The sequence below is a fragment of the Actinomadura physcomitrii genome, from assembly GCF_008923205.2.
GTDB classification, from domain to species: Bacteria; Actinomycetota; Actinomycetes; order Streptosporangiales; family Streptosporangiaceae; genus Spirillospora; species Spirillospora physcomitrii.
This window is the reverse complement of record NZ_WBMS02000010.1, coordinates 124,320-149,236: the sequence shown is the minus strand read 5'-3', so window position 1 is coordinate 149,236 and position 24,917 is coordinate 124,320. Positions and strand designations below refer to the sequence as shown.

Sequence of the window (24,917 nt, the reverse complement as noted above, 5' to 3'; positions counted from 1 at the left end):
CGACCGCACCGTCCGACCGCACCGTCCGACCGCACCGTCCGACCGCACCGTCCGATCACGCCGTCCGATCACGCCGTCCGATCACGCCGTCGCCGACTGCAGGGCGTGCTCGACCAGCCGGATCAGCACGTTCTTGGCCGAGTCGTAGTGCCGGACGTCGCACAGCACGACCGGGACGTCCGGGTCGAGGTCGAGGGCGTCGGCGATGTCCTCGGTGGTGTAGCGGCGCGCGCCGTCGAACACGTTCGCCGCGACGACGAACGGGATCCCCCGGTTCTCGAAGAAGTCGATGGACGCGAAGCTCGTCGGCAGCCGGCGCGTGTCGACCAGCACGATCGCGCCGACCGCGCCGTAGGCGATCTGGTCCCACATGAACCAGAACCGCTCCTGCCCGGGCGTGCCGAACAGGTACAGCCGGACGCCGCCGGAGAAGGTGAGCCGGCCGAAGTCCATGGCGACGGTCGTGGTGGTCTTGCGCTCGACGCCGCCGAGGTCGTCCACGCCGACGGACGCGTCGGTGAGGACCTCCTCGGTGCGCAGCGGGCGGATCTCGCTGACCGCGCCGACCAGGGTCGTCTTGCCGACGCCGAATCCCCCGGCCACGAGGATCTTCAGCGTGTGCGCGGGGAGGTCCTCGGCGGGCGCGGTGGGGTCATAAGCGGCGGAGTTCATCGAGCACTCTCATCAGGATCTTCGGGTCGGGACGTCCGGTGCTCCGCCCGGCCGGCTCGGCCTGGTGGACTTCTTCGACGAGGCCGTACTGGTGCAGGTCCGCCAGCAGGATCTGCACGACCCGCAGCGGCAGGTCGGTGTCGGAGGCCAGGTCGGCGGGGGTGGAAGGGCGGCGGCACAGCTCCAGCAGCCGCCGCTGCTCGCGCGACAGCCACACCCGCTCGCCGGGCGTGCGGCCCGTCGCGACGAGCAGCGTGACCAGGTCGACGTCGAGCCCGCGGGGCCGGGTGCGCCCGCGGGTCACCGCGTACGGCCGCACGATCGGGCCGGCGTCCGCGCCGACCCAGCGCTCTCTCGGTGTCTCCACGGCCGGCTCAGCCCGGGGCGCCGGCCTGCGAGGGGTCGGGCGCGTCCTGCGCCCGCGGCGCCGTGCCGAGCTGCCGCCGCACCCGTTTGATCAGCATGGTGGTCTCGTAGGCGACCAGCCCCGCGTTGCCGCCCGCGTCGCTCAGCACCGCGAGGCAGCTGCCGTTGCCGGCCGGCATCACGAAGAACAGCAGCCCGTCCAGCTCGACGACCGTCTGCCGGACCTGCTTGGCCTGGAAGTGCTCGCGGGCGCCGTTGGCCAGGCTGTGGAAGCCGGACGACAGCGCGGCGAGGAACTCGGCGTCCTTGCGGGTCACCCCGCCGGAGGCGCCCATCACCAGGCCGTCCCGCGACAGCAGCACGGCCTGGTGCACCTCCCCGACCCGGTTCACCAGATCGTCCAGAAGCCAGTCCAGCTCTCCCGTGGCGTGGCCCTGCTGCGTCATCCCTGCCCCCATTCATCGCGCGGATCGCGGTCGTCCGGATCGTCGTCGTCCCTGCCCCGAAGCCATCCCGACTGTAGCGATGACATCAGGTCCCGGCTGACCTCCGGGCTCGGCTCCTCGTACTCCTCGGCCGGCGCGGGGCCCCACGCCCCGCTGGGGCCCGCGTGCCCCAGCACAGGGCCCGGCACGGGGCCCGGTGCGGGCCGCGCGCGCAGCTGCGGCGCCATGTTGCGCTGCCGCACCCGGCGGGGGAGCCGGCCCGTCACCTCGCTCGACTCGGCGGGAGACCCGCCCGGATCCACGGCGGACGGCCCTGGCCGCCCGCCCGCCGGCGCCTCCGGCGCGGCGTCGGGCGGTCCCTGTTCGAACGTTCCCGCCTGGTCGAGCTGCTGGGCCCGGCCGAACGCCCCGGCCTGCCCGAACGTCTCGGCCTGCCCGAACGTCTCGGCCTGGCCGAACGTCTCGGCGGGCGGCTCGGCAGGCGGCCCGCCCGGCGCCGCGTACGCCGGGCCCGGCAGCGCGGGACGCCCTGGGCGGGCCAGCCCGCGCGGCGCGCTCGTCGCGGAGCCGACCGGGTGCGCGACCAGCGGCGGCTCGGCTCCGCTCAGCAGCTCGCGCGGCTCGTCCAGCACCACCAGCGAGTGCGGGACCAGCACGACGGCGCTCGTCCCGCCGTACGGGGACGGCTGCAGCGACACGCTGATGCCGTGCCGGTCGGCGAGCCGCGCGACGACGAACAGCCCGAGCCGCTCGGTGTCGACCAGGTCGAACTCCACGGTGCTGGACAGCCGCCGGTTCAGCTCGTCGCGCTCGTCGGGGTCGAGCCCGACGCCGCGGTCGACGATCTCGACGGCCAGCCCGTTGGCGACCGTGTCGAGCTTGACGGTGACCTCGGTGGTCGGCGGCGAGAACGACGCGGCGTTCTCGATCAGCTCGGCGAGCAGGTGGATGACGTCGGCGACGACGGCGCCGGTCACCGCGGCCGACGACGCGCCGGTCACCTCGACCCGGGTGTAGTCCTCGACCTCGGCGATCGCCGCGCGGATGACGTCCTCGGCGGACACGGGGTGGTCCCAGGCGCGGACGGTCGGCGACCCGGACAGGATGACCAGGCCCTCGGCGTGCCGGCGCATGCGGGTGGTGAGGTGGTCGAGGCGGAACAGGTCGTCCAGTTCCTCGGGGCTGGCGGCGCGGCGCTCCATCTGGTCCAGCAGCCGCAGCTGGCGGTGCAGCAGCGACTGGCTCCGCCAGGACAGGTTCACGAACACCCGGTTGATGCTCTCGCGCAGGTCTGCCTCGCCGACCGCGGTGCTCACCGCGGTCCGCTGGACGGCGCCGAACGCCTCGCCGACGAGCGCGATCTCCCGGGTGCCGCCGATGACCGGGGGCGGCACCTCGGCCTCGACGTCGACGGTGTCGCCGCGCCGCAGCCGCGCCACGACCCGCGGCAGCCGCTCGTGCGCCAGCTCCTGCGCGGTCCGCTGCAGGTGCCGCAGCTCCTCGGTGATGCGCCGGGCGAACAGCAGCGACAGGACCACCGAGGCCGCGACGGCCAGCAGGCCGAGCCCGCCGATCAGGTAGAAGCTGAGCATGATGCGGCGGCCGGCGGGCTCGACGTCCCTGCTGCTCACCGCGTCGCCGGCCTTCTTCGCGGCCTGCAGCCAGACCGGCGACAGCGCCGCGATCGCGGCGCGCCACTCGCGTTGGGACGGGGCGAACCCGTTGTTCACCACCGAGTTCTCCAGGGCCGTGAAGGCGGTGTACTGCGACGAGTTCGCCAGGTCTTCCATGATCTTGGAGACCGGGCCGTTCCCGGCGGCGCGGCCGAGCTCGAAGAACTGGGCGCGGGTGCTCGCCCAGCCGGCGAACGTGGTCCGCTCGTCGGAGCCCAGCTTGCCGCGCTGCAGCCCGGACACGAGGTCGGCCTCGCGCAGCATGAACTCGCGCGCCCAGTAGTTGTCCAGCAGCGCGTTGGTCTGCTGGTACACCGGGACGGTGTTGACGCTGGCCATCGTGGTGAGCACGCGGATCGTACCGTCGATGATCTTGCTGTAGCCGCCGATCGCGCCGAGCGGCGTGGTGCCGTCGATGCGGATCTGCGCGCGCAGCGACTGCAGCTCGTCGAACGCGCCGCTGAGCACGCGGAGGCGCTGCTCGACACCGTCGGCCATCGCGTCGGTGGCGTCGGAGGAGAAGGCCTCCTTGCGGAACGCGGCCACCATCGCGTCCGTCCTGGCCTCCTGCGTCCTGAACCGCGTCTCGTTCGCGGCCTTCGGCTGGGCCAGCGACGCGACGGCCGCCGAGCGCTCCTGCTGCATCGCCTCGATGGCGGTCGTCGCGGGCACCCCGACCTTGTCGTAGACCTTCGCGAAGTCGTAGCGCTCGAGCGCGTTCGACAGCGTGACGCCGGTCGGGACGAGCCACAGGACCAGCAGCGAGCCCAGCGGGACGGCCAGCAGCAGCGCGATCCGGCGCCGGATGCTGCGGGTGCGCGCCCGGCCGGTCGAGACGGGCGCCCGGCCGGTCCGGATGCGCGGACGCCGCGGCGGCGCGGGCGCCTGGTCGGGTCGCGTCACCGGTTCACTCCTTGTTCGCGTTGCGGAGCCGGCTCCGTCGCCGAGCTGCAAGGGCCCGCAGCATACTGAGTCTGATTTATAGCTGACCAGGGGTATCAACTCTCATTTGTCAGACGTGTACGCGCGGCGACCTCGACATCAGGGCCGAAACGGGGACGTCTGGACGGCGCTGGCCGCTTCCGGCTACGGCCGCGGATTGGCAACTCTGGATCTTGTTGCGAGTAAGCCCACATGTCACGCTTCGTGCAATTTGTCCCCCACGCAACGGAGACACGGTCATGCGCAGAGCCGCGCTCGCCTCCCTCCTCGGGCTGTCGCTCGCCGCCACCGCGGTGGCGGCGGCCGACGCCCAGGCCGCCGGACCCGACCGGTCCCGGCTCGCCTCGCTCGTCACGCTCAAGGCCGTCCGCGGGCACCAGCTCGACCTGCAGAAGATCGCGGACGCCAACGGCGGCAACCGCGCCGCCGGCCTCGACGGCAACAAGATCACGATCAAGTACGTCGCCGACCAGCTGAAGCGGTACGGCTACAAGCCGACGGTCCAGAACTTCACCTTCGACTTCTGGCAGGAGAACGCCCCCGCGACGTTCGCCGAGACCGCCCCCACGCCGAAGACCTACACCCCCGAGACCGACTTCGCGACGCTCCAGTACTCCGGGTCCGGCGACGTCACCGCCGCCGCGACGCCCGTGGACCCGGGCGCGTCCGGAACCGGCAGCGGCTGCGAGGCCGGCGACTTCACCGGCTTCCCGAAAGGGAACATCGCGCTGATCCAGCGCGGCGGCTGCTTCTTCTCCGTCAAGGCCGGCAACGCCGTCGCCGCGGGCGCGAGCGCCGTCGTCATCTACCAGCTGCCCGACCAGCCCGGACCGGTGGCGGGCACGCTCACCACGCCGTTCTCGATCCCCGTCGTCGGCCCGACGAACGCGGTCGGCACCGACCTCGTCGAGCAGGCGCGCAACGGCGGCGTGACGCTGCGCGTCAAGACCGACACCACCAACCAGAAGCGCGAGGCGGCCAACGTGATCGCCGACACCGGACGCGGCCGGCCCGACAACGTCGTGGTGGTCGGCGCGCACAACGACAGCGTCGTCGCCGGGCCCGGCATCAACGACGACGGCTCCGGCACCGCGACGCTGCTGGAGATGGCCAAGCAGATCCACAAGCTCGGCAAGAAGGTCCGCAACCAGGTGCGGTTCGCGTTCTGGGGCGCCGAGGAGGAGGGCCTGCTCGGCTCCCAGTACTACGTCGACAACCTGCCGCAGGCCGAGCGCGACAAGATCGCGCTGATGCTCGACTTCGACATGCTCGCCTCGCCGAACTACGTCCGGTTCGTCTACGACGGGGACAACAGCGAGGGCGGCAACAACGTCGAGACCCCGCCCGGCACCGGCGCGATCGAGAAGGCCTTCAACGACCACTTCGCCGGACGCCGGCTCGCCACCGACCCGACCGCGTTCGACGGCCGCTCGGACTACAACGCCTTCATCACCGCGGGCATCCCGGCCGGCGGCATCTTCACCGGCGCCGAGAAGATCAAGACCGAGGAGCAGGCGAAGGTGTACGGCGGCACCGCCGGCGTCGCCTACGACCCCTGCTACCACTCCGCCTGCGACCGCTACGACAACGTGAACCTGCGCGGCTTCGACCAGATGATCGACGCCACCGCGGCGGTCACCGAGCTGTTCGCGCACAGCACGCTCACCGTGAACGGCAACGCCCTGGCGCGCAAGCACGCCCTCGCGAAGCCGGCCGAGCCGGCCCGCGTCGGCTCCTACCTCACCCGCTGACCCGGCGTCCGTCGCGGCGGGGCGCCGTCATGTGACACCGCATGACGGCGTCCCGCCGCCGGCCGGCGGGGACGATGGTCAGGGTTTGCGGCCGACGCCGGCGAGGAACCAGAAGCTCGACGGGTCGTCCGGCACGTCGTCCGGCGCGTCGGGACGCCACAGCGGGCCGTGCACCAGACCGGGGTCGACCAGGTCGAAGCCGGTGAAGAACGCGCCGATCTCCTCGGCGGTGCGCAGCGTCGGCTCGCCCTGCGCGACGGCCCGCCGGTACACCTTCGTGACCGCCTCGCCGGTCTCCTGCCTGTGCGTGCCGTGGCTGACCGCCAGCTGGCTGCCGGACACCAGCGGCGCGGTCAGCTCGGCCAGGATGCCGGACGGGTCCTGCTCGTCGGTGATGAAGTGCAGGACGGCGACCAGCAGCAGCGCGACCGGCTCGTCGAAGTCGATCATCTTGCGGACGGCCGGGTGCCCGAGGATGTCCGCCGGGCGCGTCAGGTCCGCCTGGATCACGGCGGCGTTCGGCTCGCCGGCGAGCAGCGCGGTGCTGTGCGCGATGGCCACCGGGTCGCGGTCGACGTAGACGACCCGCGCCGCCGGGTCCACCCGGTGGACGATCTCGTGCACGTTGCCCTGCGTGGGGATGCCGGAGCCGATGTCGACGAACTGCCGGATCCCCGCCTCTTCGGCGAGGTACCGGACCGCCCGCACCAGGAACGCCCGGTTCGCCGCCGTGATCGCGCGGGCCCGCGGCTCGATCACCTCCAGCGTGCGGGCGATGTCGCGGTCGGCGGAGAAGTTGTGCACGCCGCCGAGCAGGTAGTCGTAGACGCGCGCGACGCTCGCCTGGTTCGGGTCGATGCCGCTCGCCCAGTCCGGGTCGTTCAACGGGTCCCCTCTCGTTGTGCGGTCGGCGCGCCCGCGCCGGTCAGGTGCCGGTGCGGACGAGCATCACGGTCACGTCGTCGTCGTTCGGTGGGAGGGCGAGCTTCGCCACGACGTCGGCGCACGCGTCCTCCAGCCGGGCCGCGCCGCCCCCGAGCGCGGACCGCAGCGCCGCGATCCCGGCCTCCAGGTCGCGGGCGCGGCTCTCGATCAGCCCGTCGGTGTACAGCGCGAGGGTGGACCCGTCCGGGACGGTCACCCGGACGCTCTCATAGTCGGCGCCGTCCAGGCCGAGCGGCAGCCCCGGGGGCAGGTCGAGGACGTCGCAGCCGCCGTCCGGATGCACCAGGATCGGCGGGGGATGCCCGGCGCGGCAGATCTCGGCGGTGCCGGCCGCGGGGTCCAGGACGGCGCACACGCAGGTCGCGAACTGGACGGGCCCGATGTCCGGGGCGATGCGGTCCAGCCAGGTGAGGATCTCAGCCGGGTCCTTGCCGAGCAGCGCCAGTGTGCGCGCGGCGGCGCGCAGCTGCACCATGGCCGCGGCGGCGGCCGAGCCGTGCCCCATGGCGTCGCCGATGACGAGCGCGATCCGCCCGGCGGGCAGCGGGACGATGTCGCACCAGTCGCCGCCGACGAGGTTGGCCCGCCCGGCGGGCACGGACCGGTGCGCCACCTGCACGCCCGGGACGGCGCCCGGCGGCAGCGGCAGCAGCCCCGCCTGCAGCGCCCGCGCCGCCGCGTGCTCGCGCTGGTAGCGGCGCGCGCCGTCCAGGCAGCGGGCGGTGAGCGCGGCCAGCTCGCCGGCCAGCGCGGTGTCGGCGGCGGTGAACCGGCCGGCCGCCGGCCCGCGCGCGAACGCCACGAGGCCGAGCACGGCCTCCCCGGTCCGCAGCGGGACGAGCAGGAAGTCCGACAGGCCGGCGAGCCGCTCGCGGGCCGGGCGCGGCGGCGGCACCCGCGGCCTGACCGCGAAGTGCCGGTCCAGCTCGGCGAAGCGCTGCGGCGTCCCGTCGGCGAGGCAGGCGGCGTAGGCGCTGCCGGGCGCGAACACCACCATCTCCCCGGCCGGGAACAGCGGCTCCAGGTCGGCGCCGGACGCGCCGACCGCGATCCGGCGCGCCTCCACGGCCCCGGTGCCGGGCAGGTGCGGCGGCTCGTCGCCGACGATCAGCTGCTCGGCGACGTACACCCCGACCGTGTCGGCGAACCCGTCGAGCGCGACCGCGACCAGGTGCCGCGCGACCCGCTCCATGTCCAGCACGCCGGCCATCCGGATGCTCGCGGCGCTCAGCAGCCGCCGCCCGGCGGGCTCGGATTCGGCGTTCACGTCCTACGCCTCCTGCGGGCGCTCGGTGAATAGTGACGAGGGGCGCTGAATCGTGCTGACATGATCATTCCGCGCCCCGGCGTCCACCGCAAGCGATTCGCGGAAGGAGCCTCCGCTTCCCTCCGGCCGGGGCGGGCCGCGGCGGTACAACCGGCGCGGCTGCGAGGATGGGTCCATGACCGACCGGCCCCGCCTGCTGCTCCTCGACGGCCACTCGCTGGCCTACCGGGCGTTCTACGCCCTGCCGGTCGAGAACTTCAGCACGACGGCGGGGCAGTCCACCAACGCCGTCTACGGGTTCGCGAACATGCTGGCCAACGCGCTGCGCGACGAGCGCCCGACCCATCTCGCGGTCGCGTTCGACGTCTCGCGCCGCACGTTCCGCACCGAGGCGTTCCCCGATTACAAGGCGACGCGGTCGCGCTCGCCCGAGGGGTTCGGCGGCCAGCTCGCCGTCCTCGACGACCTGCTCGGCGCGATGAACGTCCCCGTGCTGCGGGCGCCCGGCTACGAGGCCGACGACGTCATCGCGACGCTCGCGACGCGGGCCGTGGCGGAGGGCCTCGAGGTCCTGGTGGTCACCGGCGACCGCGACGCGCTCCAGCTCGTCGGCGACGACGTGACCGTCCTGTACTTCTACCGGACGGCGTCGGAGATGGTCCGGTACACGCCGGAGGCGGTCGAGGCGAAGTACGGGCTGACGCCCGCGCAGTACCCCGACTTCGCGGCGCTGCGCGGCGACCCGTCCGACAACCTGCCGGGCATCCCCGGCATCGGCGAGAAGACCGCCGCGAAGTGGATCCGCGAGTACGGGTCGCTCGCCGCGCTGCTGGACCGGGCCGACGAGGTGAAGGGCAGGGCGGGGGAGCGGCTGCGCGCCGCGCTGGACACGGTGCGGCTGAACCGGCGGCTCACCGAGCTGGTCCGCGACGTCGACCTGCCCGTGGACATCGCCGGCCTGCGGCGCCGCCCCTACGACATCGCCGCGTTCACCTCGCTCCTGGACGACCTGGAGTTCCGCAACGCGAGCCTGCGGCAGCGCCTGTTCGCCGCCGACCCCGGCGGCGGCTGGCCGGAGGAGCCCGCCGGGCCCGTGCTGCGCGGCCACGAGCTCGGCCCGGGCGAGCTGGCGCCGTGGCTCGCCGGGAAGGCGACCGGGCTGGTCGGGCTCGCCGCCGACTGCACGTGGGCGCGCGGCGCCGGCGACGTGCACCGGGTCGCGCTGGCCACCGCCGACGGGTTCGCCGCCGCGTTCGAGCCGTCCGCACTGACCTCCGGCGACGAGACGGCGTTCGCGGAATGGCTCGCCGACCCGGACCGTCCGAAGGCGGTGCACGACGCCAAGGCGCTGCTGCGCGTGCTGCCCGAGTGCGGGTGGCGGCTCGGCGGCGTCACCATCGACACGGCCATGGCCGCATACCTGCTGCTGCCCGGGCTCGCCGCGTACGGGGTCGCGGACGTCGCGGCCCGCTACCTCGGCCGCCGCCCGCCCGAGGACGGCCCGGACGGGCTGATGCTGCAGGCCGGCGCCGTCCTCGACCTGGCCGGACGGCTCGCCCCCGACCTCGCCTCCACCGGGATGGACGAGCTGCTCAAGGACGTCGAGCTGCCGCTGTCCGGCCTGCTGGCCCGCGCCGAGCGCGCCGGCGTCGCCGTGGACGCCGAGGCCCTGCACGAGCTGGAGCGGCACTTCGCCGCCGGCATGGAGCGCGCCGCCGACGACGCGGCCGGGATCGCCGGGCGCCGCTTCAACCCCGGCTCCACCAAGCAGCTCCAGGAGGTGCTGTTCGGCGAGCTGGGGCTGCCGAAGACCAAGAAGATCAAGTCGGGGTACTCCACCGACCTGGACGCGCTGACCTGGCTGGCGACCCAGACCGACAGCGGGCTGCCGCAGATCCTGCTGCACCACCGCGACCAGGCCCGGCTGCGCGCGACGGTCGCCGGGCTCGTCCGGGAGGTCGGCGCGGACGGGCGCGTCCACACCACCTTCCAGCAGACCGTCGCGGCGACCGGGCGGCTCACCTCCGCCGAGCCGAACCTGCAGGTCATCCCCGTGCGCACCGAGGAGGGGCGGCGGATCCGCCGCGCGTTCCGGCCCGGCGACGGGTTCGACGCCCTGCTGACCGCCGACTACGGGCAGCTCGAACTGCGCGTCATGGCGCACCTGTCGCAGGATCCCACGCTGCTCACCGCGTTCGCGTCCGGCGAGGACCTGCACAGCACGATGGCGGCGCGGGTCTTCCAGGTCGCTCCGGACGCGGTGACCCCGGACCAGCGCCGCAAGATCAAGGCGATGTCGTACGGGCTCGCCTACGGGCTGTCGGCGTTCGGCCTGGCCAAGCAGCTCGGCATCGCGATGGCGGAGGCGCGCCCGCTGATGGACGCCTACTTCGCGCGGCTCGGCGGCGTCCGCGACTACCTGGACGAGGTCGTCGCCGAGGCCCGCGTCACCGGCTACACCCGCACGCTGCTCGGCCGCCGCCGCTACCTGCCCCAGCTGACCAGCGACAACAGGCAGCGCCGGGAGACCGCCGAGCGGATGGCGCTGAACGCGCCGGTGCAGGGCTCGGCCGCCGACATCGTCAAGATCGCGATGCTGCGGGTGGACGCGGCGCTCGCCGCCGCCGGGGCGCGCAGCCGCCTGCTGCTGCAGGTGCACGACGAGATCGTCCTGGAGGTCGCGCCGGGCGAGCACGAGGCCGTCCGCGACCTCGTGCGCGCTCAGATGACCGCGGCGTACCCGCTCACGGTCGGCCTGGACGTGGCGATCGGCACCGGTCCCGACTGGGCGGCCGCCGCCCACTGAGGCCCGTCCGCCGCCGGCTTCACCGGAGGGCGGAGGCGCCGGCTCAGCCCCAGACCTCTTCGGCGGTCTCCGCGATCAGCCGCAGCTTGGCGAACTGCTGGTCCGCCGTGAGCACGTTCCCCTCGACGGTGGAGGAGAAGCCGCACTGCGGCGACAGGCAGATCTGCTCCAGCGGGACGAACCGGGCGGCCTCGTCGATGCGCCGCTTCAGCTCGTCCTTCGACTCCAGCCCGCCGCGCTTGGTCGTGACCAGCCCGAGTACGACCGTCTTCCCGGGCGGGACGAACCGCAGCGGCTCGAAGCCGCCCGAGCGCGGGTCGTCGTACTCCAGGAAGAACCCGTCGACGTCCAGTTCGGAGAACAGCGCCTCGGCGACGAAGTCGTAGCCGCCCTCGGCCGTCCACGACGAGCGGAAGTTGCCCCGGCACATGTGCGTGGTGACGGCCAGCTCGGCGGGACGGCCCGCCAGCGCCGCGTTGATCTGCCGGATGTAGCGCAGGTGCAGGCGGTCGGGGTCGTCGCCGCGCTCGGCGATCATCGCGCGCTGCTTCGGGTCGTTGAGGTAGGCCAGGCTGGTGTCGTCCAGCTGCAGGTACCGGCAGCCGAGGCCGGCGATCCGCCGCACCTGCTCGGCGTACGCGGCGGCCAGGTCGGACCAGAACTCCTCGATGTCCGGGTACACCTTCGGATCGATCGCCGCCGGCCCGCCGCGGTAGTGGACCATGTTCGGCGACGGGATCGTCAGCTTCGGCGTGACGCCCTCGCCCGCCGCGTCCCGCAGGAAGCGGAAGTGGTCGGCGAAGATCGTCTCATCGAGGCGGACCCGGTCGTGCACGCGCAGCGCCGCCGTGCTGAACTCCAGGTCGCCGGACTCGTTGCGGAACCTGACCTTGATCTGCTCGTCAGCCGGGCTGATCCCGCCGAGCCGGTAGATGAAGTCCATGTGCCAGGACGTGCGGCGGAACTCGCCGTCGGTGGCGGTCCGCAGCCCGGCCTGGCGCTGCATCGCGACGATGTCGCGGATCGCGGCGTCCTCCACCTCGGCGAGGCGCCGGGCGTCGATGCGGCCCCGGGCGTGGTCGTCGCGCGCGGCCAGCAGGTCGGGCGGGCGGAGCAGGCTCCCGACGTGGTCGGCGCGGAAGGGCGGGCGGGTTCGCGGGGACTGCGCAGACGGGGACATGGCGGCTCCCTGACCGAGACGGTGCTGCCGGAACGGGCTCCACCGCCAATCTAGGCACTCCCGCAACGGCGATCAATCGGGTGCCCAGGATCGCCGCCGACCGGCGGATCAGGGGGCCAGGCCGTTGCCGTGCGGCCGGGTGCGGTCCGCCTCGGGCAGGGTGCGGATGACGCTGCGCAGGTGCTCGCGGGCGGCCCGCTCGGCGGCCTCGGGGTCGCGGTCGCGGATCGCCTCGATGATCGCCAGGTGCTCGGGCAGCGACACCGCCGGCCGGCCGGGGTGCATCGCCAGCTTGAACTGGTGCCGGACGCTCTGCGCGCGCAGCCGCTCCAGCACCCCGGCGGCGGTGCGCTGGCCGCTGATCTCGCGGATCTGGCGGTGCAGCCGCTCGTTCAGCCGGGAGTAGCCGAACACGTCGCCGGCCGCGACGGCGGCGCGCATGTCGTCGGCGATCTCGGTGAGCAGCCGGACGCCGTCCTCGGTGACCCGCTCGGCGGCCTTGGCGGCGCACAGCCCCTCGATCACCATCCGCAACTCGCTGATCTCGATGGCCTCCTGCAGCGAGATCGCGCGGACCCGGGCGCCGCGGTTCTGGACGCGCTCGATGAGCCCCTCGTTGGCCAGTTCCAGCAGCGCGGCGCGGACCGCGGCGCGGCTCGCGCCGAACCGCTCGGCGAGGTCGGCCTCGACCAGCCGCTGGTTGGGCACGAACTCCCCGGAGAGGATCGCCTCCCGGATCCCGGTCGCCACCGGGCGGCCGGTCTCCCGGTCGTCGGCTGTCGGCACTGTTCCCTCCCGCGGAACCCCCGTGCGAAGATATTGTCGCCAATTTTGTTGCGGCCCCCCAAGTCTAGCGGCGGGCCGCGCCACCGCGGGCGAGGAGGCTCGAATGTCGCAGGGTACCGGGCGGACACCGGTCGTCGCCGTGCTCGGGCTGGGCGAGGCCGGCGGGGCGATCGCGCGCGACCTGGTCGCCGCCGGCGCCGCCGTCCGCGCCTACGACCCCGCCGTCCCGGCACCGGACGGGGCCGTCGCCGCCACCGGCGAGGCCGACGCCGCCGCCGGCGCCGACCTCGTGCTGAGCGTGAACAGCGCGCACGACGCCGCGTACGCGCTGCGCGCCGGGGTCCCGGGCGCGGGCGGCGCCGTCTGGGCCGAGCTGAACACCGCCTCGCCCGGGCTGAAGCGGGAGCTGGCGGCGACCGCGAAGGCGGCCGGCGTGCGGTTCGCGGACGTCGCGATCATGGCGCCGGTGCCCGGACGCGGCCTGTCGACCCCCATGCTGGCCAGCGGCGACGCGGCGGCGGACGCCGCGGCGATCCTCACCGGGTTCGGCGCGTCCGTCGAGGTGATGGACGCCGAGGCCGGCGCCGCCGCGACCCGCAAGCTGCTGCGCAGCGTCTTCTTCAAGGGCCTGGCCGCGTCGGTCGTCGAGGCGCTGGAAGCCGCGCGCGCCGCCGGCTGCGAGGACTGGCTGCGCGGCAACATCGTCGAGGAGCTCGCCGCGGCGGGCGAGCCGACCGTGGACCGCCTCGTCGCCGGGACGCACCGGCACGCCGTCCGCCGCGCCGCCGAGATGGCCGCCGCTGCCGACATGCTCAAAGAGCTCGACGTCCCCCCGACCATGGCCGCCGCGTCCCGCGACCTCCTCCGCCGCCTCTCCCGTTGACTTGTGGCGTGTCGTGGTTAAGAGGCGCCTTATAACCACGACACGCCACAAGTCAACGGTCAGAGGGGCGGGGTGCCGTGGGTGTGGAAGGACTCGATCGTCTTCAGGCCCCACGCCTGGCCCTTGGCGCGCTCGGCCTCGGTCCAGGTGATCGGCTTCCAGTCGGGCGCCAGCACCAGCCGCGCGCACGGGTTGCACAGCTCGATCCGGTTGCCGCCCGGCTCGTAGACGTACAGGAAGAACGTCTGCTGGATGGCGTGCTTGTGCGGCCCCGTCTCGATGAAGACGCCGTGGTCGAGGAAGATGTCGGCGGCGCGGAGGATGTCCTCGCGGGTGTCGGTCGCGAACGCGACGTGGTGCAGCCGCCCGTTCGCGCCCGTCCAGTCGCGCGTGTAGACGATGTCGTAGGACTTGTTGGTGAAGTGCAGCCAGCGGCCGGAGATGTCGCCGCTGTCCAGCCGGATCTGCTCGGTGGTGCGCCCGCCGAGGACGTTGATCAGGAAGTCGGTGCTCGGCTCGACCTCGGCGGACAGGAAGTTGACGTGGTCGAGGCGCCGGACGCACACGCCCCGCGCCGGGTACGCCTGGGCCTGGTTCTTCAGCGCCGGCCGCAGCTCCGGCGGCGCGTCGAACCACTCGCTCTCCCAGTACAGCTCCAGCTCGTGGCCGTCCGGGTCGCGGAACACGTACGTCGGGCCGACGCCGGGGTCGCCGTCGCGCCAGCCGACGCCGAGGCCCGCCTCCTCGATCGCCTTGACGCGCCGTTCGAGGGCGTCCTGCGACCAGGTCCGCAGCGCCGTCCGGCGGATGCCGGACGTGCTGTGCGCGGTCAGCTTGAGCGTGTGGTGCTCGTAGTCGTCCCACGTCCGCAGGTACACCGAGTCGCCCTCGGCGCCCACCTCGGTGAGGCCCATGACGCGGGTGAAGAACCGCAGGCTCTCGTCCGGGACGGGCGTCAGCAGCTCGACGCTCCCGACGTGCGCGATCTCGTGCGTGATCAAAGGGACCTCCGGGGGAAGACGGTTCCGTCGAAGAGCTTGCGGGCGGTCCGGACGATGCTGGACCGCCGCACGGACGCGCCGTCCAGCTCGACCGCGACGTCCAGCCGGCCGGTGGGGTGCTCGATGCCCATCGGCGCGCCCGGCGCCGGCAGGTCAGCGAGGTCGTGGCCGACCGCGCCGTCCATCAGCAGCGCGGTCGCGACGGTGACGGCGCCGAGCACGCCGATCGAGGCGTGCACGCGCAGCGGGATGAAGGTGCGGGTGCAGACGGCGCCGCCGGCGCGCGGCGGCGCCACCAGCGTCGTCTTCGGCACGGACGCCTCCGTCACGTCGCCGAGGCCCATCAGCTTCCCGGCCGCGAGGCGCAGCGACTGGATCCGGTCGCGCAGACCGGCCAGGTCGGCGGGGTGCTCGTAGCCGGTGACGCCGAGGTCGGACGCGGCGGCGACCACGACCGGCATCCCGTTGTCGACGCACGTCACCTCGACGCCGTCGACGACGTCCCGGACGTTCCCGGTCGGCAGCAGCGCGCCGCACGCCGACCCCTCGGTGTCCTCGAAGTCGAGGGAGATGGGGGCGGCGGTGCCGGGCACTCCGGAGATCGCGGTGCCGCCCTCGTACTCGACGGCGCCGCCCGGCGTCGCGAACACGGCGGTCGCGACGCTGTCGGAGTTGACCATCCGGATGCGGACGCTGGTCCGGCCCTGCTCGGGCGCGACGAGGCCGCGCTCGACCGCGAACGGGCCGATTCCGGCGAGCAGGTTCCCGCAGTTCTGCCTGTCGGAGACGGTCGGCTCCTCGACGCCGAGCTGCAGGAACAGGTACTCGACGTCGACGCCGGGCCGATCGGAGGGGGAGACGACCGCGACCTTGCTGGTCAGCGGGTGCGCGCCGCCGATCCCGTCGATCTGCCGGGCGTCGGGAGTGCCCATGACCCGCAGCAGCAGATCATCGCGCTCGGCCGGGTCGGCGGGCAGGTCGTCGGCGAGGAAGTAGGCGCCCTTGGACGTCCCGCCCCGCATCATCATGCAGCGGATCCCGGCGCTCATGACTCGCCGTACTCGCTGTAGGGGACGTACTCGATGCCCATGCCGGGCAGCCGGTCGCGCAGGCCGTAGCGGTCGAGCCCGAGTTCGCCCTTCTGGAATGCCGCGCGGGTCGCGTTCTCCTTCTCCTCCCGCGCGCGCGCCGCGTGCACCGCGTCGGCGACCTGCTCGCGCGGGACGCGGACCACGCCGTCGTCGTCGGCGAGAATCGCGTCGCCCGCCCGGACGACCTGGCCGCCGATCGTCACCGGCACGTTGACCGCGCCCGGCGTCGCCTTCACCGTGCCCTGCGCGCTGACGGCCGCCGACCACACCGGGAACCCCATCGAGTGCAGGTCGGCGACGTCGCGGACCCCGGCGTCGATCACCAGCCCGCGCACCCCCCGGTACTGCAGCGCCGTCGCGAACAGCTCGCCGAACATCCCGTCGGTGGACGGCGACGTCGTCGCCACCACCAGCACGTCGCCCGGACGGCACTGCTCGACCGCGACATGGATCATCAGGTTGTCGCCCGGCCACGACAGCACCGTCACCGCCGTCCCCGCGACCCGCGCGCCCAGGTGGACGGGCCGGATGCCGGGGCCGAGGTAGCCGGTCCGCCCCATCGCCTCGTGGACGGTCGCGACCCCGAAGCCGCCCAGCTCACCGACCAGCGCGGCGTCCGCGCGGGGCGGGTCGGTCACCACGACCGTCCTCATGCCAGCACCCCCGTCGTCTGCGGGTAGACACGGACGTACGCCTCGGCCATCGTCTCGTGGGGGAGGCCCAGGTTCGGGCCCGCGTTCCGCTTCAGCTGGACGCCCCGCCGCTTCGCCAGCTCGGTGTAGTACTCCCACATGTGCACCTGCGCGGGCAGGCACTCCATCGCCTTGCGCTTGCGCTCGAAGACCGGCGTGATGTCGAGCAGCACGTCGGGCGTGAAGTCGCACATCTCCGGCTGGTGCGGCTCGAAGAGGAACACCGGCGGCGCCCCGAGCGGCTCGCCCGGCGCGTCGTACCCGATGGCCTGCGCCAGCACCCGCGCCTGCATCGCCATGCGGGCGGCCGCCGGGTGGTCGCCGTTGTAGGGGTCGGTGAGCGTGTGCGTCAGCACCACGGCCGGCGCGACCTCCCGGTAGATCCCGACGAGGCGGTCCACCAGCTCGGGCGTCTCCCGGAGCGGGTAGTCGCCGGCGTCCAGGAACTCGATCTCGGCGCCCAGCTCGGCCGCCGCGGCCTCCGCCTCGCCCCGGCGCAGGGCCTTGATCTCCTCGAGGCCCTTGCCCTCGCGCCAGGCCCGCGCGGACTCCCCGCGCTCGCCGTAGCTCAGGCACACCACCTTCGCCCGGTCCCCGCGCTCGGCGGCCAGCGCGATCGCCCCTGCCGCCCGCCATACGAAATCACCGGCGTGCGCGCTCACCACGAGCAGCGGACCGACGGCATCGGTGCTCATTCGGCTTCCTCCATCGACATGCGGAACCACCCCCGAAGCAGGGTCGACCACCACGATCCTGGAACCTGTCGCCCAAATTGTCAACAATTCTGGCGCTGATCGTGGCCTCGGGCCCGCCGGCGCCGGCTCAGGCCGGACGGGGGTCGAGCGCCTCCGGGTCGGCGTCGTCGTCGGTGAGGAAGCCGCCGGACTGGTGGTGCCACAGCCGCGCGTACGCGCCGTCCGCCTGGAGCAGCTCCCGGTGCGAGCCCTGCTCGACGACCCGGCCGCGGTCGAGCACGACCAGCCGGTCCATCCGGACGACCGTGCTCAGCCGGTGCGCGACGACCAGCGCGGTGCGGCCGCGCATCAGCCGCCACAGCGCCTCCTGGACGAGGATCTCGCTCTCGGAGTCGAGGGCGCTGGTCGCCTCGTCCAGCAGCAGGATCGGCGCGTCGCGCAGGATCGCGCGGGCGAGCGCCACCCGCTGCCGCTGGCCGCCGGAGAGCTTGACGCCCCGCTCGCCGACCAGGGTGCCGAGCCCGTCCGGCAGCCCGTCGGTGAACTCGGTGACGTGCGCCGCCCGCGCGGCGCGCAGCACCTCCTCGTCGGTGGCGCCCGGCCGGGCGAAGGCGATGTTGTCGCGCACCGACCGGTGGAACATCGCGGGCTCCTGCGGCACGTACGCGATCAGGGCGCGCAGGTCGGTCTGGCGCAGCCGCGCGATGTCCTGGCCGCCGACCAGGATGCGTCCGCCGTCGACGTCCATCAGCCGCAGCAGCAGCCGGGTGAGGGTGGTCTTGCCGCCGCCGGACCGGCCGACCAGCCCGATCCGGGCGCCGCCCGGGATGTCCAGGTCCAGCTCGTCGAACAGGGGCGCCGCGCCGCCGTGCGCGAAGCGCACCCGCTCGAAGCGGACCGAGGCGTCGGCCGGGGCCGCCGGCTCGGGATCGGGCGGGTCGACGACGGCCGGGGGCGCCAGGAGCAGCTCGGTGAACTGCGCGGCCTCGGTCAGCGTGCTCTCGATCCGCCGGTAGACCTGGTTGAACTCGAACATGATCCGGGTGGCGTTGGTGTAGTAGGTGAACGTCACGACGACGGCCTCCACCCCGAGGCCGCCGCGCAGCGCCACCGCGGCCAGCAGGCCGAGGACGCTGGTCAGCACGGACATCGGCGCGACGATCATGTCGACCCGCAGGTTGGCGTAGTCCCACGAGCGCAGCGACAACCGGCGCTGCTCGACCACCCGGCTCCGGTACTCGGCGGCCTCGCGGTCCTCGGCGGCGAACGCGCGGACCGTCTCCATGTTGGTCACCACGTCGGCGACGTGGCCCGACACCCGCACCTTCGCGGCCTCGCGCGCGTCCACCAGCGCCTGCCGGCGGCGGATGAGCGGGGCGACGAGCAGGCCGGTCAGGACGATCATCCCGACGAGCACCAGGACCAGCAGCGGGTGGTAGCGCCACAGCACCACCGACGCGAACGACAGCGGGATCACGTTGGCCATGATCGAGAAGGCGAGGGTGTCGGCGAAGTCCTCGAACCCGCTGGAGAAGTTCAGGATCCGCTTGGTGAGCGCCCCGGCGAAGTTGTCCTGGAAGAAGGCGGTCTCCTTGGCGAGCAGCTCGTCCATGCCGACGACGCCGAGCCATTCGATGCCGCGGCCGTCGGTCCGGTTGAGGCAGTGCAGGCCCGCCCGCCAGAACGCCTCGCCCGCCAGCATCAGCCCGGCGAAGCCGAGCAGGAAGGGCAGCAGCGCGCCGGCGCCGCCGTCCCCGCCCCCGGACAGGTGCCCGACCAGGGCCGCCACCACCAGCGGCGTCAGGTAGTACAGGCAGGTGTTGCCGAGGGCGGGCAGGACCATCGCCGGAACCGAGACCCGCCAATTGCGGCGCAGCGCGGCGGTGTAGTACCGCAACGCCAGCAGCACCGCCCGCCTGCGGGGCGCCCGTCCGTCCTGAAGACCATCCCGTGCACCAGCCAGAACCACGCGCCCTCCCACGCCTCCGCGGACTTCATGCTGCCCCGAACCCTCATCGACGGGCCATCGCATTTCCTGGGCGCGGCGCGGGCCGCGAGGAGGCGCGTTCCGAAAACGGGGAGGAGCGCGTCCCGGTGCACGTCGAAAGCGGGGAGAAGGGCGCGGTGCCGCCCTTCCGCGCGGCGCCGGCGGCGGACGAGCGCACCCGGAAACGGGACGACGTTAAACCGTCGGCCGCACATCCGAATGTGGCCGGCGGACTGCGCGGCCAGAGCCCTGCGCGGCGCGCTAGACGGCGCGGTGCAGGGAGAGGGAGAGGTGCACGGCGCTGTCGACGACGGCGTCGAGGTCGGTGCCGAGGCGGCCGTCGGCCCACTGCTGGGCCAGCTCGGTCATGGCGCCGGTGAACATGGTCGCGGCGATGACGACGGGGAGCGGCGGGTCCTGGTCGCGGGCCGTCGCGAGGACGCCCTCCAGCAGCGCGGTCTGCGCGGCGCGGCGGCGGGCGGCGAGGATCTCGTTGCCGCGCGCCTCGGCGAACAGCACGCGGCCGCGGCCCGGGTCGTCGCTGATGAACCGCAGCACGGCGCGGATGCCGGCGCGCGTGCGCGCGTCCGGGCGCGGGCCGGCGCCGTCGACCGCGCGGGCGAGGACGTCGGCGAGCGCGGTGGCCTGCTGGTCGTAGACGGCGGCGAGCAGCTCGGCGGTGTCGGCGAAGTTCTCGTAGAAGTAGCGCGTGTGCAGCTCGGCCTCCCGGCACACCGCGCGGACGGCCAGCGCCGCCTCGCCGCCCGCGGCGAACAGCCGGTAGGCGGCCCGGACGAGCATGTCGCGCCGCTCGTCCCGCCGCCGGGCGGCGGGGATCCCGGCCCACCGGGTGTTCGCGGCCGTCCGGGTGTTCGCCATGGCGGTCACGATACCAAGTCTGGACACGCATGTACCCAAACACTTACGCTGCGGTCTGGACACAGTTGTAGCCAGACTCTGATGGGAGCGCCCGGATGGCACCCAGGACGAACATCCTCGCGGCACGCTTCGAGCGGGCCTTCGACGCCGAGATCCGGTCCCGGTTCTTCCGGGGCCTGGAGTTCGCCGGACCCGAGGGGGACCCGGGCTGGTTCGGCCCGGACAGCGCGGTCTGGTACGTCCACTCGCACCTGCCGACCCTGGTCCTCGGCCTGGTCGGGGCCGCCTACATCGAGGGCCTCGACCCCAGCATCAGCTGGATGGCCTACGACCACTCCCGCATCCCCGAGCGGGTGGACGGCGTCCCGACCGGCGGCATCGACCCGGAGGGCGCCGCCGTCCGGCTCGGCCACTCGCTGTCGTTCTTCATCGGCACCGCCTACGGCTCCACCGCGACCGCCGAGCGGCTCGCCCGGACCGTCCGCGCCATGCACCACACCGTGAAGGGCACCCGCCCGGACGGCCTGCCCTACGACGCCGACGACCCCGAATGGCTGCGCTGGAACTACGCCACCGTGGTGTGGGGGCTCGCGACGGCGCACGAGCGCTACCACCGCAAGCCGCTGCGCGGCGCCGACCTGGAGCGCTACTACGGCGAGTTCGTCCGGGTGGGGGAGGCGCTGGGCGGCACCGGCCTGCCCGCGACGAAGGCGGAGGTCGCCGAGTGCCTGGAGTCCTACCTGCCGCGCCTGGCCGTCACGCCGATCAAGGCGTTCGGGACGGGCCCGAACCTGCGCGGCAACGGCACCAGGCCGTGGGAGCCCGGCAGCCCGTTCATGGACTGGGCGGCCCGCGACATGCTCCCCGAATGGGCGCAGAAGCTGGCCCTGTACCAGCGGCCCAACCCGCTGGTGCTGCGGATGCGCCGCGGCGCCCTCTGGCTCGCGCTCAACGGGCTGTACGACGCGACCGGCCCGCTGCCGGAGTTCCGGCAGGCCGAGGCCCGGGTCGCCGGCGGGGCCCGCACCCCCGTCGAGGTGACCGCGCCGTCCGCGCCCGACCCGGAGCTGACCCGCGCGGAAGTGGAGGCCCTCGCTTAGCGGGCGCGCTCCGCGCGGCGGGTGCCGAGGCAGGCCAGCACGGCGAGCGCGGACAGCGCCGCCATGCAGGCCAGCGCGTACCGGTAGCCGATGACGAGCTGCTGGACGCCCTGCCCCGACACCCGCGACAGGTCCCCGGCGAAGACGTGCGCGCGCAGCGCCGCCGGCACCGGCCCCGCGATGATCGAGAAGGCCAGGGCGGTGCTCACCATGATGCCGGTGTTCTGCACCATCAGCCGCACCGCGTTGACGACGCCGAGCCGGTGCGACGGCAGGCCGCTCAGCAGCGCCGTCGCGTTGGAGGGCAAGAACGTCCCCGATCCGGCGCCCAGCAGCATCAGGCCCGCCGCGACCGCCGGGTACGGGACGTCCCGTCCGACCACGGCCAGCAGTTCGAGCAGCCCGAGCGTGGTCAGCGCGCTGGCGGCCACGGTCATGGCCCGGGCGCCGACGCGGTCGTCGAGGAAGCCCGCGCCGGTCGAGGCCAGCACCGCGACCGCCGACATCGGCAGCACCTTGAGCCCGGCCGTGACGGGGTCGTCGCCCTGCACGGCCTGGAAGAACAGCGCGAGCAGCACGACCGCGCCCATCCGCGCGGTCGCGTTGAGGAAGGTGGCGAGCAGCCCGAGCGCGAACGGGCCGTCCCGGAACAGCGCGACGTCGACGACCGGGCGCGGGGAGCGGCGCTCGACGGCGAGGAAGACCGGCAGCAGCACCGCGAACACCGCGGCGCCGCCGAGGACGACGGGGCTGCCCCATCCCCGCTCGTTGACCTGCGACAGCCCGAACAGCAGGCCGCCGAGCCCGGCGAGGACGAGCGCGTTGCCGGGCAGGTCCACGCCGCGCTCGCGCGACGCGGCCTCCACCGGCCGCAGCGCGACGGCGCCCCAGACCAGGCACAGAACGCCGAACGGGACATTGTACCAGAACACCCAGCGCCAGCCGAAGGCGTCGGTGAGGTAGCCGCCGAGGGTCGGCCCGGCGAGCTGCGCGATGGAGAACGAGGCGGTGTAGATGCCCATGGCGCGGCCGAGCCGCTCGCGCGGGAACGCGTCGGTGACGATGGCGGCGCTGTTGGCCAGCAGCATCGCGCCGCCCGCGGCCTGCAGCACGCGCAGGCCGACGACCGTCCAGGCGGTCGGCGCGAAGCCGAGCAGCAGGCTCGCGAGGGTGTAGGCGCCGAGACCGGACAGGTACATCGCGCGGCGGCCGAACATGTCGGCGAACCGGCCGAACACCACGATGAGGACGGTGCTGGCCAGCATGAACGACAGCAGCATCCAGTTCGCGGCGAGCGGTCCGGCGTGCAGGTGCCGCACCACCGAGGGCAGCGCGACGTTGAGGGTGTTGCCGCCGAGGCCGGTCAGCACGCTCGCCATGCTCACCGCGGACAGCGTCCGCCACGGGTCGCCGGGCCGTCCGGCGGCGGGCTTTGGGCAGCGGACGGCGGGCGTCGTCCCGGTCACGCGGGTGCGCCGGCATCGCCCATGCGGGGCCTCCCGCCGACGAAGGTACGAACCTCTTTCTAGATCTTGATACTAGAACTCGATTCGAGAATCCAGTCCTTGACGGTACTGAATGAACGGTCTTTTAATTCCGTCCATGGGCCGGATCGCGGGCGTCACGGCGGCCGAGACGCGGGAGCGGCTGCTGCGCGCGGCGGCCGACGTCTTCGCCGAGCGCGGCTACGACGGCACGCGCGTCGCCGACATCGCCGCCGCCGCCGGGGTGAGCAACGGCGCGCTGTACGCGCACTTCGGCTCGAAGGGCGAGCTGCTGGTGGCGGCGCTGCGCACGCACGGCCGGCGGCTGCTCGCCGAGCTCGTCGCCGCCGACCCGGAACGCCCGATCACCGACTCGCTGCTGATCATCGGGCGGTGGCTGCCGAAGCGCCGCGACGCGCGCGGCCACCTCGTGGTGGAGGCGCTCGTGGCGGCCCGCCGGGACGCCGACGTGGCCCGGCCGATGCACGACTACATGGGCGAGCGCGCCGCCGTGCTCGAGGACCTGGTGCGCGCGGCGCAGGCCGGCGGGGAGATGGACGGGGCGCTGTCGCCGAACGCGATCGCGCACTTCTGCCTGCTGCTGGCGATGGGCAGCGTGCTGGTCCCCCCGGAGATGCACGGGGTCGGCGACGAGGAGTGGGCGGCGCTGCTGGCCCGCGTCGTGGCCGCCTTCGCCCCGGCGGAGGCGGCGGGTCCCGAAGCGGAGACAGGAGGAACGCGATGAAGGTGCGGATCGATCCCGGGCGCTGCCAGGGCCACGGCCGCTGCTACGACCTGGCCCCCGAGCTGTTCGGCGAGGACGGCGAGGGCTACGGCACCGTCCTCGGCGACGGGACCGTCCCGGCGGACGCGGAGCAGGACGCGCGCCGCGCGGCGGCCAACTGCCCCGAGCGCGCGATCACCGTCGTGAAGGAGGCGGAGGCATGACCACCGACGGCGAGACGGCCACCGGGCCCGCGGGCGAGGCGGGCGCCGACCGCTTCACCCAGGGCTTCGAGGAGATGCGCGAGAGCCGGCCGCTCGGCACCCGCAACGAGGTCGTCACCGGCCCCGTGGCGGACTGGGCGACCGACTTCTCCCATTTGGAACCCGAATGGGCCGCCGACCCCTACCCGATCCAGGACGACCTGCGGCGGCGCTGCCCGATCGCGCACACCGGCCGGTTCGGCGGCGGCTGGCTGCCGACCCGCTACGAGGACGTCAGCGCGATCGCCTACGACACCGAGCGCTTCTCGTCCCGCTCGATCGTGATGAGCAACTTCCGGCCGCCGCCGGAGGTCGCGCCGGTCGGCGGGGTGCCGCCGATCTCGTCCGACCCGCCCTTCCACCACGACGCGCGCAAGCTGCTGCTGCCGGCCTTCACCAAGACGGCCGTGTCCCGGCTGGAGCCGGCGACCCGCGCGTTCTGCCACTCCCTCATCGACGGACTGCAGGGCGACGGGGTCGTCGACGCCGCCCGCGACTACGCCCAGCACATCCCGATGCGGGTCATCGCGGACATGCTCGGGTTCCCGCCGGAGGACGGCCCGAAGTTCCGCGAGTTCGTGGAGAACGCGCTGGAGGGCGTCAACCGGCCGCCCGACGAGCGCATCGCGCGGATGGAGAAGCTGTTCGACTACCTCCTCGACCAGATCCGCGACCATGTCGCCCGGCCCCGCGAGGACCTCACGACCTACCTGATCGAGGCCGAGCTGCACGGCCGCAAGCTCGACCCGTCGCACGTGTCCGGGACGATGGCGCTGCTGCTGATCGCGGGCATCGACACGACGTGGAGCGCGATCGGCGCGTCGCTGTGGCACCTCGCGAAGACGCCGGCGGACCTGGAGCGGCTGGTCGCCGAGCCGGCGCTGCTGCCGACCGCGATGGAGGAGTTCCTGCGCGCGTACGCGCCGGTGACGATGGCGCGGCTGGTGAAGCAGGACATGCACTGGCGCGGGGCCGACATGAAGGCCGAGGACTGGGTCCTGCTGTCGTTCCCGGCCGCCAACCGCGACCCCGAGCAGTTCGACCGCGCCGGCGAGGTCGTCATCGACCGGGAGGTCAACCGGCACGCCGCGTTCGGGCTCGGCATCCACCGCTGCGTCGGCTCGCACCTGGCCCGCATGGAGCTGCGCGTCGCCCTGGAGGTCTGGCTCGAACGGTTCCCGCGCTTCACCCTCGACGACCCGTCGGCGGTGACGTGGGCCGCCGGGCAGGTCCGCGGCCCGCGCACGCTGCCCCTCCGCGTCGGCTGACCCGCCCGTCCGGGCG

Annotated in this window: 22 protein-coding genes; 7 read left to right on the top strand and 15 right to left on the bottom strand. The window is 73.8% G+C overall.

The genetic code is table 11. From position 1 onward, the window contains the following. Positions 1-81: 81 nt before the first annotated feature. Genes F8568_RS15160 through F8568_RS15145 form a run of 4 tightly spaced genes read right to left on the bottom strand, consistent with a single transcriptional unit; the run spans position 82 to position 4,060 of the window. The gene (locus tag F8568_RS15160; protein ID WP_151594182.1) at positions 82-672 is read right to left on the bottom strand and encodes a GTP-binding protein; all 591 of its coding nucleotides are present in this window, start codon (positions 670-672) and stop codon (positions 82-84) included. Then, entirely contained in the window at positions 653-1,039 is a 387-nt protein-coding gene (locus F8568_RS15155) for a DUF742 domain-containing protein (RefSeq protein ID WP_151594181.1), read from the bottom strand. Before F8568_RS15155 ends, F8568_RS15160 begins: the two co-directional genes overlap by 20 nt. Positions 1,040-1,046: 7 nt before the next feature. Further along, on the bottom strand, positions 1,047-1,484 hold the full coding sequence (locus F8568_RS15150; RefSeq protein ID WP_151594180.1) for a roadblock/LC7 domain-containing protein: 438 nt from the start codon (positions 1,482-1,484) through the stop codon (positions 1,047-1,049). Then, entirely contained in the window at positions 1,481-4,060 is a 2,580-nt protein-coding gene (locus F8568_RS15145) for a sensor histidine kinase (RefSeq protein ID WP_151594179.1), read from the bottom strand. The genes F8568_RS15150 and F8568_RS15145 overlap by 4 nt, the downstream gene beginning before the upstream one ends. 278 nt (positions 4,061-4,338) lie before the next feature. Here F8568_RS15145 and F8568_RS15140 point away from each other — a divergent pair, with 278 nt between their 5' ends. Then, on the top strand, positions 4,339-5,850 hold the full coding sequence (locus tag F8568_RS15140) for a M20/M25/M40 family metallo-hydrolase (protein ID WP_151594178.1): 1,512 nt from the start codon (positions 4,339-4,341) through the stop codon (positions 5,848-5,850). A 78-nt stretch (positions 5,851-5,928) separates the two neighbouring features. Here F8568_RS15140 and F8568_RS15135 read toward each other — a convergent pair whose 3' ends face one another. Continuing rightward, positions 5,929-6,735, bottom strand: coding sequence for an SAM-dependent methyltransferase (locus F8568_RS15135; RefSeq protein WP_151594177.1), 807 nt, complete (start codon positions 6,733-6,735; stop codon positions 5,929-5,931). Between the two features lie 40 nt (positions 6,736-6,775). Continuing rightward, the gene (locus F8568_RS49575) at positions 6,776-8,062 is read right to left on the bottom strand and encodes a PP2C family protein-serine/threonine phosphatase (RefSeq protein WP_151594176.1); all 1,287 of its coding nucleotides are present in this window, start codon (positions 8,060-8,062) and stop codon (positions 6,776-6,778) included. Positions 8,063-8,237: 175 nt separating this feature from the next. Between F8568_RS49575 and polA the strand changes: the two genes are divergently transcribed. Continuing rightward, positions 8,238-10,868, top strand: a complete 2,631-nt coding sequence (gene polA, locus F8568_RS15125) for a DNA polymerase I (RefSeq protein WP_151594175.1) — start codon at positions 8,238-8,240, stop codon at positions 10,866-10,868. A gap of 43 nt (positions 10,869-10,911) precedes the next feature. Here polA and F8568_RS15120 read toward each other — a convergent pair whose 3' ends face one another. Next, entirely contained in the window at positions 10,912-12,048 is a 1,137-nt protein-coding gene (locus tag F8568_RS15120) for a 5-methyltetrahydropteroyltriglutamate--homocysteine S-methyltransferase (protein ID WP_151594174.1), read from the bottom strand. A 108-nt stretch (positions 12,049-12,156) separates the two neighbouring features. Next, a complete protein-coding gene (locus tag F8568_RS50365; RefSeq protein ID WP_328600888.1) occupies positions 12,157-12,834 on the bottom strand; it encodes a GntR family transcriptional regulator in 678 nt (225 codons plus the stop codon). A gap of 103 nt (positions 12,835-12,937) precedes the next feature. Between F8568_RS50365 and F8568_RS15110 the strand changes: the two genes are divergently transcribed. Beyond that, entirely contained in the window at positions 12,938-13,717 is a 780-nt protein-coding gene (locus F8568_RS15110; protein ID WP_151594173.1) for an NAD(P)-dependent oxidoreductase, read from the top strand. A 59-nt stretch (positions 13,718-13,776) separates the two neighbouring features. Here F8568_RS15110 and F8568_RS15105 read toward each other — a convergent pair whose 3' ends face one another. The 6 genes from F8568_RS15105 to F8568_RS15080 all read right to left on the bottom strand — a co-directional run bounded on the left by F8568_RS15105 (position 13,777) and on the right by F8568_RS15080 (position 20,062). After that, positions 13,777-14,718, bottom strand: a complete 942-nt coding sequence (locus F8568_RS15105) for a catechol 2,3-dioxygenase (RefSeq protein ID WP_151594172.1) — start codon at positions 14,716-14,718, stop codon at positions 13,777-13,779. After that, the gene (locus F8568_RS15100) at positions 14,715-15,767 is read right to left on the bottom strand and encodes a 4-oxalomesaconate tautomerase (protein WP_202124966.1); all 1,053 of its coding nucleotides are present in this window, start codon (positions 15,765-15,767) and stop codon (positions 14,715-14,717) included. The genes F8568_RS15105 and F8568_RS15100 overlap by 4 nt, the downstream gene beginning before the upstream one ends. Then, positions 15,764-16,462 (bottom strand): 4-carboxy-4-hydroxy-2-oxoadipate aldolase/oxaloacetate decarboxylase, encoded by a 699-nt coding sequence (locus F8568_RS15095; protein ID WP_151594171.1) that lies wholly within the window; start codon positions 16,460-16,462, stop codon positions 15,764-15,766. The genes F8568_RS15100 and F8568_RS15095 overlap by 4 nt, the downstream gene beginning before the upstream one ends. Continuing rightward, positions 16,459-17,196 carry a PIG-L deacetylase family protein gene (locus F8568_RS15090; RefSeq protein ID WP_151594170.1) on the bottom strand — a complete coding sequence of 246 codons (738 nt, stop codon included), beginning with the start codon at positions 17,194-17,196 and terminating at the stop codon, positions 16,459-16,461. Before F8568_RS15090 ends, F8568_RS15095 begins: the two co-directional genes overlap by 4 nt. A gap of 127 nt (positions 17,197-17,323) precedes the next feature. After that, on the bottom strand, positions 17,324-19,105 hold the full coding sequence (locus F8568_RS15085; RefSeq protein ID WP_328600887.1) for an ABC transporter ATP-binding protein: 1,782 nt from the start codon (positions 19,103-19,105) through the stop codon (positions 17,324-17,326). A 339-nt stretch (positions 19,106-19,444) separates the two neighbouring features. Then, entirely contained in the window at positions 19,445-20,062 is a 618-nt protein-coding gene (locus tag F8568_RS15080) for a TetR/AcrR family transcriptional regulator (RefSeq protein WP_151594168.1), read from the bottom strand. A 95-nt stretch (positions 20,063-20,157) separates the two neighbouring features. On the opposite strand from F8568_RS15080, the gene F8568_RS15075 reads away from it, so the two are divergent. Further along, entirely contained in the window at positions 20,158-21,162 is a 1,005-nt protein-coding gene (locus tag F8568_RS15075) for an oxygenase MpaB family protein (RefSeq protein WP_151594167.1), read from the top strand. Here the strand turns inward: F8568_RS15075 and F8568_RS15070 are convergent. Continuing rightward, the gene (locus tag F8568_RS15070) at positions 21,159-22,628 is read right to left on the bottom strand and encodes an MFS transporter (protein WP_328600886.1); all 1,470 of its coding nucleotides are present in this window, start codon (positions 22,626-22,628) and stop codon (positions 21,159-21,161) included. The two genes, F8568_RS15075 and F8568_RS15070, sit on opposite strands and share 4 nt — an antisense overlap. A gap of 136 nt (positions 22,629-22,764) precedes the next feature. Here F8568_RS15070 and F8568_RS15065 point away from each other — a divergent pair, with 136 nt between their 5' ends. Genes F8568_RS15065 through F8568_RS15055 form a run of 3 tightly spaced genes read left to right on the top strand, consistent with a single transcriptional unit; the run spans position 22,765 to position 24,901 of the window. Then, positions 22,765-23,391 carry a TetR/AcrR family transcriptional regulator gene (locus F8568_RS15065; RefSeq protein ID WP_151594166.1) on the top strand — a complete coding sequence of 209 codons (627 nt, stop codon included), beginning with the start codon at positions 22,765-22,767 and terminating at the stop codon, positions 23,389-23,391. Further along, a complete protein-coding gene (locus F8568_RS15060; RefSeq protein ID WP_151594165.1) occupies positions 23,388-23,594 on the top strand; it encodes a ferredoxin in 207 nt (68 codons plus the stop codon). Before F8568_RS15065 ends, F8568_RS15060 begins: the two co-directional genes overlap by 4 nt. Further along, positions 23,591-24,901, top strand: coding sequence for a cytochrome P450 (locus F8568_RS15055; RefSeq protein ID WP_236008760.1), 1,311 nt, complete (start codon positions 23,591-23,593; stop codon positions 24,899-24,901). The genes F8568_RS15060 and F8568_RS15055 overlap by 4 nt, the downstream gene beginning before the upstream one ends. Positions 24,902-24,917: the final 16 nt, after the last annotated feature.

Bases quoted from the DNA above. Each gene is read 5' to 3' on its own strand.
- F8568_RS15160 (WP_151594182.1), bottom strand. From the start codon at position 672: ATGAACTCCGCCGCTTATGACCCCACCGCGCCCGCCGAGGACCTCCCC.
- F8568_RS15150 (WP_151594180.1), bottom strand. From the start codon at position 1,484: ATGACGCAGCAGGGCCACGCCACGGGAGAGCTGGACTGGCTTCTGGAC.
- F8568_RS15140 (WP_151594178.1), top strand. From the start codon at position 4,339: ATGCGCAGAGCCGCGCTCGCCTCCCTCCTCGGGCTGTCGCTCGCCGCC.
- polA (WP_151594175.1), top strand. From the start codon at position 8,238: ATGACCGACCGGCCCCGCCTGCTGCTCCTCGACGGCCACTCGCTGGCC.
- F8568_RS15120 (WP_151594174.1), bottom strand. From the start codon at position 12,048: ATGTCCCCGTCTGCGCAGTCCCCGCGAACCCGCCCGCCCTTCCGCGCC.
- F8568_RS15110 (WP_151594173.1), top strand. From the start codon at position 12,938: ATGTCGCAGGGTACCGGGCGGACACCGGTCGTCGCCGTGCTCGGGCTG.
- F8568_RS15100 (WP_202124966.1), bottom strand. From the start codon at position 15,767: ATGAGCGCCGGGATCCGCTGCATGATGATGCGGGGCGGGACGTCCAAG.
- F8568_RS15095 (WP_151594171.1), bottom strand. From the start codon at position 16,462: ATGAGGACGGTCGTGGTGACCGACCCGCCCCGCGCGGACGCCGCGCTG.
- F8568_RS15090 (WP_151594170.1), bottom strand. From the start codon at position 17,196: ATGAGCACCGATGCCGTCGGTCCGCTGCTCGTGGTGAGCGCGCACGCC.
- F8568_RS15080 (WP_151594168.1), bottom strand. From the start codon at position 20,062: ATGGCGAACACCCGGACGGCCGCGAACACCCGGTGGGCCGGGATCCCC.
- F8568_RS15075 (WP_151594167.1), top strand. From the start codon at position 20,158: ATGGCACCCAGGACGAACATCCTCGCGGCACGCTTCGAGCGGGCCTTC.
- F8568_RS15065 (WP_151594166.1), top strand. From the start codon at position 22,765: ATGGGCCGGATCGCGGGCGTCACGGCGGCCGAGACGCGGGAGCGGCTG.
- F8568_RS15060 (WP_151594165.1), top strand. From the start codon at position 23,388: ATGAAGGTGCGGATCGATCCCGGGCGCTGCCAGGGCCACGGCCGCTGC.
- F8568_RS15055 (WP_236008760.1), top strand. From the start codon at position 23,591: ATGACCACCGACGGCGAGACGGCCACCGGGCCCGCGGGCGAGGCGGGC.